The following is a 9,010-nucleotide window of genomic DNA, read 5'->3' as shown; positions in this document are numbered from 1 at the left end:
CAGGTGACCCACCCCGGTGGTGGGAGCGGCGGTCCGGCTCACGGCCAGGGCAAAGCGGTCGCCGCGAGGTGGCCGAGCGCCGCCGCGGCCACTGCGGCGGCGACGCCGAGGAACGCGTTGGCCACCGCCGGACGAAACCGGCCGGCGGTGGCCAGGCTCAGGGTCTCGTAGCTGGATGTCGAGTAGGTGGTGAGGGCGCCGCAGAGCCCGGTGCCGAGCAGCGCACCGGCCGCCGGCGGGAGCGGGAGCCCCAGCAGAAACCCGAGCAGCAGTGAGCCGGCCACGTTGACGGTCAACGTGCCCCAGGGGAAGCGGGCGCCGAAGCGGTCCTGTACCGCTCGGTCGGCGAGGTAGCGCAGCGGCGCCCCGACGGCCGCGCCGAGCGCGACGAGCAGCGCGGTCATCTGCGCACCCGCCGCTGTCCCGCCCCGGTGCCGCTGACCGACGGCGTGAGCCGGTCGGTGGCCGCGTACCCGACCCAGACGGCGAGTAGCGCGCCGGCCAGGGTCGCCGCGAGGTAGGCCAGGGCGGTCGTCGCCGCGCCGTCGCTGGCCAGCTGCCGCGCCTCCACGGCGTGGGTGGCGAAGGTGGTGTAGCCGCCGAGCACCCCTACCCCAAGAAACGGCCGGGCCAGCACCGGTGGGTTGGCCCGCTTGGCGAGCACCGCCATCAGCACGCCGATCAGCAGACACCCGCTCAGGTTGACCGCGAACGTCGGCCACGGGAAGCCGGTGGGATCGTGCGGCAGCGCAGCCGAGAGGCCGGCGCGGGCCAGCGCGCCCAGCACACCGCCGGCGGAGACGGCGGCGAGCACCGCGGCCGGGTGGGCGGGCAGCTCGGCTCGATCGGCGGGCACGGCCAGGTCCACATCGGGGTCGACGCGTCGCTGCTCCGGTTCGGACACCCGTTCCCCCATCCCCACCGCCGCCGACCGAGCCCACCCTATCGGCGGGGCGGTACGGCCACGTGGCAGCGGGGTACGGGCGGGCGTCGGTGGTGCCGGACCCGCGGCGGTGGCGTACGGTGGCAAGATCGTCGAAGTGTTCGTCCGGCGCAGTGAGGAGAGCGGCGATGTCGGATCGTCCGCCCCACCCGGACCGGCGGGAGCCGACCGGACGGGAGAGCGCGCCGGTGCCGGAGCCGGACGGGCCCGGTCACCGTCCAAAGCCGGACCCGCAGCGGCGCAACGCCGCGTACGACATGTTCGCTGCCGATGCCGCCTCGCGTGCGCTCGGCATCGAGCTGGTCGAGGCGGCGGCGGGGGCGGCGGTGGCCCGGATGCGGGTAACCGAGGCGATGGTCAACGGTCACCGCATCGCCCACGGCGGCTATCTGTTCCTGCTCGCCGACACCGCGTTCGCGTTGGCCTGTAACAGCTACGGCCCGGTGACGGTCGCGGCCGGCGGGGACATTGTCTTTGTCCGGCCGGCGCGCGAGGGGGATGTGCTGCTTGCCCGGGCCGCCGAGTGCGTTCGGTACGGCCGCAGCGGGATCTACGACGTCACCGTCACCCGGGACGACGGTGCGGTGATCGCCGAGTTCCGTGGCCGTAGCCGCACTCTGAACGGGGCCTGAGCCGGCCGGGACGGCGGCACGGGTGCGCCACTGAGTCCGGACGGCCCGGGTGAGGCGAGCGGCGGCGACGGCGGCGACCACCGGGTCCGGCACGGTGTAGCCGTCCGGCCCTGCGGCCAGCAGGTCCTGGTTCGCCAGATCGTGCAGCGCCGCGACCGCCCAGCCCGGTGGCCAACCGAGTACGCGGTCCAGCAGCACCGGCGTGATGGGCGTCCCGATGGCGGCGGCGGCCATCAACACTGCCCGGCGGGTACCGTCCAGCTGGTCGAGCCGAGTGTCGAGGGCACGCCGGATCGGATCGGGAACCGATGGCACGGAGCCGGGGGCCAGCGACGCCACGTACGCGGCGGCCCGACCGGGGAGGCCGCGGACCAGTGGTAGTAGCACTGTGGCGAGCGCCGCTGGCTGACCGGCCCGGTGCAGCAGGTGGTGCAGGAGCCGTTCGGATTCGTTGGTCGACAGGTGGTGCAGCGGCAGCCCTTCCCGCCGGCCTCCGACGATCCGGGCAGCCGCCGGCCCCGGACCGTGCAGGGCGATCACCGCGAGGGGCAGGGCCCGGATCCGGGCGGCGGCGAGCAGCCGGTGCAGGAAGCGGCTCACCTCCGGGGCGCCTCGGTCGAGGTCGTCAACCGCCACCACCACGGGCTGCCGCTCGGCGAGGCCGAGCAGGCACTCCTGCCATCTCGCCACCCCCCGATGGGCGTTGCCGCCGGTGTCCGGCTCCGCCAGCAGTTCCTGCAGCGCGGACACCACCTCGGCGCGGCGTGTCGGCGGGATCACCGTGGCGACGGCGGAGGTGAGCCGGGCCCGGACTACCGGGGTCGGATCCTGGTCACCGACTCCGGCGAAGGCGCGGACCAGGTCGGCTACGGGTGCCAGTGGCTGCTCCGGGTACGGCGGGCACGCCGCCACACACCAGCGGACCGGGGCTCCGTCGATTGCCGGGACCGCGCGTACCAGCTCGTGGAGCAGCCGGCTGCGCCCGCTGCCCGCCGGGCCGGTCGCCGAGACCCAACGGGGTCGGCGGTCCCGCACCGCCCGCACCAGCTGGTCCCGGGCGGCGGCGAGCTCCCCGCGGCGCCCGATCAGGGGCCCGCAGTGCCGCGTCGGCTCGGGCCGGGCCGGGCCGGTGGCGTGCCAGACCTCGATGGGCCGAGACTTACCGACGACCGCCACCGCGGGCACCGGCCGTTGACCGATCAGCCGGTTGGTCGCCCGGTGAGTGACGGCGCAGAGGACAACCCCACCCGGCGGGGCGTAGGTCTGTAGGCGGGCGGCGACGGTGATGACCGCGCCGCTGGCCATGCCGTGTGCGCCGTCGTGGATGGTGCTGAGATCGACCACCGCCTCGCCGGTCGCCACCCCGACCCGGACGGTTAGCGTCGGTGCCCCAGGGAACGTCCGCCGGTCCAGCGAGCGCTGGATTTCCAGGCCGGCCCGGACCGCGCGGTAGGCATCGAAGCCGTCGGACTCCCTGGCACCAAAGAGCGCCATCACCGCGTCGCCGATGTACTTCTCCACCACTCCGCCCCAGCGGCGAAGCACCCGGGCCACCGTGTCGAAGTAGGCCTGTTGCAGGGCCCGTACCTCCTCGGGGTCGAGCTGGTCGACCAGCCGGGTGGACCCGACGATGTCGGCGAAGAGGACGCTGACCGTGCGCCTCTCCTCGGGCACCGGCCAGCGGCCAGGTGTGTCGGCGCCGACGCGTGGGGTGTGAGGGGGGGTGCTGGGATACCGGTTGGCGACCAGAGGGGGCCCAGCGGTGACGTTCAACATGGCGTGCATCTGTCCTTTCGGTCCCCCGTGGGTGGGCTCCTGCGAACCTTGCCAACAATCCGAGACTGTCAGCTTTGAGTCGCTTCGGGATCTGCCGAATGACGTATCTCCGCTGGCTGCCACTTTTATTCACAATGCCGACGGAATGAGGAAAATCAGCTAAATTGCTGGTAGAATACGCCGGGCCTGGTAGCTAGTCTGCATGGATGATCAGCGATGTGGACGGTGCGCCGCTCGTCGGCCGGGGCGAAATGCTGGCGGCGGCGCGATCCACTCTGGCCGGTACTGGTCCGGGGCAACCCACGGCGGTGTTCCTCACCGGTGAGAGTGGGGTTGGTAAGAGTCGGCTGCTGCGTGAGATCGGTTTTGAGCTGCGGGAGGCGGGTGCCCTGCTGCTCACCGGCGCCTGTCTGGACATCGGTGACGCCTCTCCGCTGCATCCACTGCGCCAGGCGCTGCGTCGCCTCGACGCCGAGCTGACCACCCGGCCCACCCACGCCTCCGCGGCCCTCCGGGGGCTGCTGGAGATGTTCGCTGACCAGGCCGGTAGCCTCGACGGTGCCGGAGCGCTGTTGGAGCAGGTCTCCCACGGACTACACCTGATTGCCGGCGGGCAGCGGCTGGTACTCGTCCTCGATGACCTCCAATGGGCCGACCGCAGCACCCGGCAGCTCCTGCTCTACCTGCTCGCAGGGCTGGGCGACCTACACCTCTCGGTGCTGGCCGCCGTTCGCGCCGAGTCCCTCCAGGGCGCGCACCCGCTGCGCCGGATGCTCACCGAGCTGCGCCGCCTGCGTACGGTGCGGGTGCTCGACCTGGCGCCGCTGAATCGGGCCGACACCGAGCAGTTGGCCGCTGCGGTGGCCGGTGCGGCCCTGTCCACAACTGCAGCCGAGCAACTGTGGCGGCGCAGCGGTGGTAACCCCTTCGTGGTGGAGGAGCTGGCTCGCGATCTGCGGGATGGCCGGGACGGACTCTCCGACACGGTGCGGGAGATCTTTCTGGCCCGGGTGGAGGTGTTGCCGCCGGACGCGCATGCCGTGGTGCACGCGGTAGCCGTCGGCGTGGAGCCGGTGGAGCACTGGCTGCTCGCAAAGGTGGTGCGGTTGCCTGACGACGAGCTGATCGACGCGGTCCGGGAAGCCGTCGCGCACCGGTTGCTGGTCGGCGCGGACGAGGGCTACCGGCTACGACACCGGCTGGTCGCCGAGGTGCTGGAGGAGGAGATGCTGCCAGTGGAGCGGGCCGCCCTGCACCAGCGCTACGCGCAGGCGTTGACCGGCGCGCACGCCGAGCTGCACCAGGCCCGACTGGCGTATCACTGGCGCCTCGCCGGGGAGCCGGTCCGGGCGCTGCCGGCGGCGATGGCAGCGGCCGAGGAAGCCGAGCGGCTGCACGGCTACGTCGAGGCGCACCGGCACTGGTCGACCGCCGTGCAGTTGGCCGAGGTGCCCTCCGTCGGGGCGACCGCCGACCGGGTGATGTTGCTGGAGCGGACCGCCGAGGCGGCGCACCACTGCGGTGAGCATGCCCGGGCGCTGACCCTGCTGGCGGAGGTGGCGGACGCCGACGCTGCCCAGCCGACCTGCGGGCTGTCCATCCGGCGGGCCCGCTACCTCGCCGCCGCCGGTCGCTCCGCGTTGGCCGAGGTCGAATACCAGCGAGCCCTCGCTGCCGCCGACTGTACGCCCCGCGAGCGGGCCACCATCACGGCCCACCTCGCCGAGTTGCTGCTACATCTGGGCCGGTACGCCGACGCCGGTGCCCGGGCCCGGGAAGCGCTGGAGCTGGCCGACGCTGTTGCGGGTTCCACCTCGGAGGTAGTGCTGGCCAGCGCGGCGTTGGGCTTCTCCGAGGCCTTTCGGGAGGACCCGGAGGCGGGTCTGGCCGTGGTGCGCCGGGCCCTGGACACGGCTGAGCGGTCCGGCCGTCCGGAGGATGTGGCCTGCGCGTACCTGCACCTGGCCGAGCTGCTGACCGGACCGCTGAACACTCTCGAGGAGGGGGTGGTCGTCGCGCGACGGGGCGCGGAGCGGGTCGCCGAGCTGGGGCTCGGCCGGACCTATGAGACCCGGCTGCTGGCCATCGCCATCAACGGACTGTTCCGGGTAGGTCAGTGGGCCGAGGCGGAGAAGGTGGCCGCGGCGGCGCTACGGCACCGACCGTCCGGTGCGGATGCGGTCGAGGTGCTGCTGGCCCGCTGTCGGCTCTCGGTCGGATACGGCGACATCGAGGCCGCCGACCGGGATCTCGACGCGGTCGCTACCCTCTGCGCCGGTGGCGGGGCGCGACACGTGATCCCGTTGCTAACCCTGCGAGCCGGGCTGGCCATGTGGCAGGGCCGGCACGATCTGGCCCGGAAGGCCGTACAACGGGGCCTGACCGAGAGCCGCTCCGACGATCTGGTGATCCTCGCCGCCCTGATCTGGCACGGCTTGCGGGCGGAGGCCGAGGCGCACGCCAGCCGGAGTATCCCGGTGGACGAGACGGCGGTGCGGCGGCTCCGTGCGGCCGCCGACCGGGTGGCTCGGCGGGCCGGGACGGCGGCCCGCCCGGTGCGCAGCGTGGTCGAGGCGTTCCTGGCCCTCTGCGCCGGCGAGGTGAGCCGGATCGACGGAAGCGACCCGGAGCTCTGGGCCCGGTCGGTGACGGAGTGGGACCGGCGTAACCACCCCTATCCGGCAACCTACTCGCGGCTGCGCCAGGCGGAGGCGCTGCTCGCCCGACGCAGCCGGAGTGCGAAGGCCGGGAAGTTGCTTCGCCAGGCGTATCAGGCGGCCTTGGGGCTGGGCGCGGTGCCGTTGACCGCTGAGATCAGGACCGTCGCCGGGCGGGCGCGGGTCTCGTTGGCGGAGCGGGATGCGACGGCTGATCGCCCAACCTCCAGTGCTCCGGTTGGTGGGGGCGAGTTGGCGGCGCTGACCGCACGCGAGCGGGAGGTGCTCGCGGCGGTGGCCGAGGGGCTGACCAACAAGGAGATCGGCCAGCGGCTGTTCATCAGTGAGCGGACCATCGGGGTGCACGTCTCGCACATCTTCGACAAGCTGCAGGTCCGTACCCGAGTGCAGGCGAGCGCGATCCTCCTCCGCAACCAGCCGCCGGACGTGCGCTGACGAATACGTCGTTCTACTGATTCGCGCTGCTCCTGCCAGCTGCGAGGCTGTGCAGCGTACGGCACCACGGGACGTCTGCCGCAGGGGAGCAGAGATGAGTGATGTGGTCTGGGGCTTCGTGCACCGGGACGTCGTCGACCTGCTCGCCGACCGTCCAGTGGACGTTCCGGCGGTAGTTGACCACCTGACCAAGTTGCAGGATCTGTTGGATCGGCGTTCTCCCTCGAAGGATGGCTGCCCGCTGGCCGTCTTCAACCGGCTCTACCTGACTATCACCGAGCGGGTGTTGGAGGGCCTGTACGAGGGATCCTTCGCCGACGTGGTCTTTCTGTCCCGGTTGGATGTCGAGTTCGCCGCTCGCTACTTCGACGCGCTGCGGCTGTGGACCGACTCCAGCTCGCGCTGCCCGAAGGCATGGTCGTGCCTGTTCCAGCGAATGGAGGGCCCGGATGTTCGGCCGTTGCCGTCGGCTGCCGCCGGGATCAACGCGCACATCAACTACGACCTGCCGTTCGCGCTGGTGACGACGTTCGACAGCCTCGAGTCGGAGCTGGTGGACGGAAGCGACCAGCATGCCGACTATCTGAAGATCAACGACATCTTCGCCGCGGAGATCCCCAGCCTGCGGCGCGGCTATCTCGACCATTGGCAGCTGGTGATCGACCTGCTCAACGGGAACATCGACGACTGGTACCAGGGGGAGTTGGTCGAGTACGTCCGCGACGTCGCCTGGCGAAACGCGAAGAAGATCTGGCGGTGCCGCAACGATCGGGCCGCCCACGAGCAGGAGCGGTTGCGGCTGGAGAACCATGCCGAACTGCTCGGCCGGCTACTGCTCTCGCCCCTGGGGGCATACCTGCAGTAGTCGGCGGGGGACCGCGCTCCGCAGCGCAGCGGGGCGCGGGCACCGTCCGCGTCGTCCGCCCGGGGATCCGGGTTGCGGACGGCGTGGTGGAGGCAGGAATGGATGCGCGCCGGGCGTGGGGACGTTCGGCGGTAACGGGGGTATCCGTTCCGGCCGCTGCCGAGGGGCGGGGGGATATCCGGGTGGGTTGGCCGGCAGGTGCTGGCCAATCCACCCGGCTGCACGTACGGGCGGAGGGGTTCCGCCCCCACCGGCCAGCGGCGGGAACGAAACCCCTCGTGGGTCCGAGGTGTTCGGATCCTGCTATCCGACGCAGTCGGGTACGTCGCCGGAGCAGTTGTCCGGCCGGTTCTTGATCACAACGGTGCCGGTGGCGGGGTTCAGGTTCACCGTGCCGCCGCCTTCGTTGAAGATTCCGCCACCTTCGAGGACGGCGAGGTTCTTGATCACCTTTGTGTTGAACAGGCTGACCGTGCCGGGGTCGTCATTGTATATCCCGCCACCTATGTCCTCGGACAGATTGCTGACGATCTCGGAATTACGTATTACGGTGTCTCCTTCGGTGGCGATTCCGCCGCCATCCGCCAGGGTTATGTTCTTCGTGACCAAGGCCTTGTCGATCACGAGCGTGGAACCAGACAGGGAATTTATTCCGGCGCCTTCGAAAGCGCGGTTCTTGAGGACTTTCACGTGCTGTAGGGTGGCCTGCGTTGACTCGTCGAGTCGGATGCCGCCCCCTTCTTCCGGGCCGGAGTTGCCCGTGACTTCCGACCTGGTGAGTTGGAGAATGCTGGCGACTACATTTATTCCGCCGCCCTCGCTTTCGGCAACATTGTCGCTGACGACACTCTTGTGTATCAGTGTGGTGCCACCCTCGTTTGCGTCAATGCCGCCTCCGTTGTCGGAGGCCACGTTGTCCGTTATCTTCGCTTCCGTCACGGTGAGGATGCCGTTGCTCTGGATGCCGCCACCCACCTCTGCGCGATTGAGGGTAATTGTGGAGTTCTTGACTCGGGTGGTGCCGTTGTTGGCGATTCCCCCGCCGTTGTTGTCGGCGACGTTGCGGGTGATGGTGCTGTGCTTGACGGTCAATTCCCCACCCTCATTGACGAGGATGCCCCCACCATTATTCTCGGATACTCCGCCGGTGATCTTCAGTTTGTTGAGGGTGAGGTTGCCGCCGGTGTTGACGGTGAGGATGCGGAATTCGTCGGCGGTGGTGGAGCGTTCGATGGTGGTGTTCTTGCTGCCGTTGAGGGTGATGGGGGCGGTGATGGCGGGGAGGCCGGCGCCGTCGATGTCGGCGGTGAGCAGGTAGGTGCAGTCCTTGGCGAGGTCGAGGACGGCGCCGTCGTTGGCGTTGGCGAGGGTGATCGCGGCGATCAGCTGGTCCGCGCTGCAGGGGACCGGGGTGCCCGTGGGCTTGTTCTCCTTACCTCCCTTGCTCTTGTCGTCGCCCTTGCCCGCCTTGCGGTGCCCGTCGGCGGAGGGCCGGTCGTCGGCGCTGAGAGCATGTCCGATGGCGGCGGCGGCCGGGGTGGCGGCGGCGGTGGTCAGGGCCAGGCCAGCTACCCCGGCCAGCCCGAGGGTCCACCACCGTCCCCTCGTCCGGCCTCCACCTGGCCGGTTCGGTTCGTGGTCCTGGTGCGGATGGTTCATCGCGGTCTCGGTGTCCTTCCCC

Annotated in this window: 6 protein-coding genes and 1 pseudogene; 3 read left to right on the top strand and 4 right to left on the bottom strand. The window is 70.9% G+C overall.

All coding sequences use genetic code 11. The features are described 5' to 3' along the window. Positions 1 to 38: 38 nt before the first annotated feature. Positions 39 to 404, bottom strand: coding sequence for a fluoride efflux transporter CrcB (gene crcB, locus K228_RS0104030; RefSeq protein WP_025617255.1), 366 nt, complete (start codon positions 402 to 404; stop codon positions 39 to 41). Next, positions 401 to 916: a fluoride efflux transporter FluC gene (locus K228_RS0104025; RefSeq protein WP_025617254.1), complete on the bottom strand. Its 516-nt coding sequence runs from the start codon at positions 914 to 916 to the stop codon at positions 401 to 403. Before K228_RS0104025 ends, crcB begins: the two co-directional genes overlap by 4 nt. A 155-nt stretch (positions 917 to 1,071) precedes the next feature. Here K228_RS0104025 and paaI point away from each other — a divergent pair, with 155 nt between their 5' ends. Further along, on the top strand, positions 1,072 to 1,575 hold the full coding sequence (paaI, locus tag K228_RS29360) for a hydroxyphenylacetyl-CoA thioesterase PaaI (RefSeq protein ID WP_025617253.1): 504 nt from the start codon (positions 1,072 to 1,074) through the stop codon (positions 1,573 to 1,575). Positions 1,576 to 2,121: 546 nt separating this feature from the next. On the opposite strand, the pseudogene K228_RS29355 reads toward paaI, so the two are convergent. After that, positions 2,122 to 3,351 (bottom strand): annotated as a pseudogene (locus tag K228_RS29355) (adenylate/guanylate cyclase domain-containing protein); the annotation flags it as partial. A gap of 206 nt (positions 3,352 to 3,557) precedes the next feature. On the opposite strand from K228_RS29355, the gene K228_RS0104010 reads away from it, so the two are divergent. Continuing rightward, on the top strand, positions 3,558 to 6,464 hold the full coding sequence (locus K228_RS0104010) for a helix-turn-helix transcriptional regulator (RefSeq protein ID WP_025617250.1): 2,907 nt from the start codon (positions 3,558 to 3,560) through the stop codon (positions 6,462 to 6,464). A 94-nt stretch (positions 6,465 to 6,558) separates the two neighbouring features. After that, positions 6,559 to 7,329, top strand: coding sequence for a DUF5995 family protein (locus tag K228_RS0104005; RefSeq protein ID WP_025617249.1), 771 nt, complete (start codon positions 6,559 to 6,561; stop codon positions 7,327 to 7,329). Positions 7,330 to 7,632: 303 nt separating this feature from the next. Here K228_RS0104005 and K228_RS0104000 read toward each other — a convergent pair whose 3' ends face one another. Next, positions 7,633 to 8,988 (bottom strand): right-handed parallel beta-helix repeat-containing protein, encoded by a 1,356-nt coding sequence (locus tag K228_RS0104000; RefSeq protein ID WP_025617248.1) that lies wholly within the window; start codon positions 8,986 to 8,988, stop codon positions 7,633 to 7,635. Positions 8,989 to 9,010 lie beyond the last annotated feature (22 nt).

The organism is Salinispora cortesiana, assembly GCF_000484695.1.
Taxonomy (GTDB): Bacteria; Actinomycetota; Actinomycetes; order Mycobacteriales; family Micromonosporaceae; genus Micromonospora; species Micromonospora cortesiana.
Note: the sequence above shows the minus strand (reverse complement) of the source record. Positions and strands in the feature narration are given on the sequence as shown.

Excerpts from the sequence above, each read along its gene's own strand:
- K228_RS0104010 (WP_025617250.1), top strand. The coding sequence starts at position 3,558 with ATGATCAGCGATGTGGACGGTGCGCCGCTCGTCGGCCGGGGCGAAATG.
- K228_RS0104005 (WP_025617249.1), top strand. The coding sequence starts at position 6,559 with ATGAGTGATGTGGTCTGGGGCTTCGTGCACCGGGACGTCGTCGACCTG.
- crcB (WP_025617255.1), bottom strand. The coding sequence starts at position 404 with ATGACCGCGCTGCTCGTCGCGCTCGGCGCGGCCGTCGGGGCGCCGCTG.
- K228_RS0104000 (WP_025617248.1), bottom strand. The coding sequence starts at position 8,988 with ATGAACCATCCGCACCAGGACCACGAACCGAACCGGCCAGGTGGAGGC.
- paaI (WP_025617253.1), top strand. The coding sequence starts at position 1,072 with ATGTCGGATCGTCCGCCCCACCCGGACCGGCGGGAGCCGACCGGACGG.
- K228_RS0104025 (WP_025617254.1), bottom strand. The coding sequence starts at position 916 with ATGGGGGAACGGGTGTCCGAACCGGAGCAGCGACGCGTCGACCCCGAT.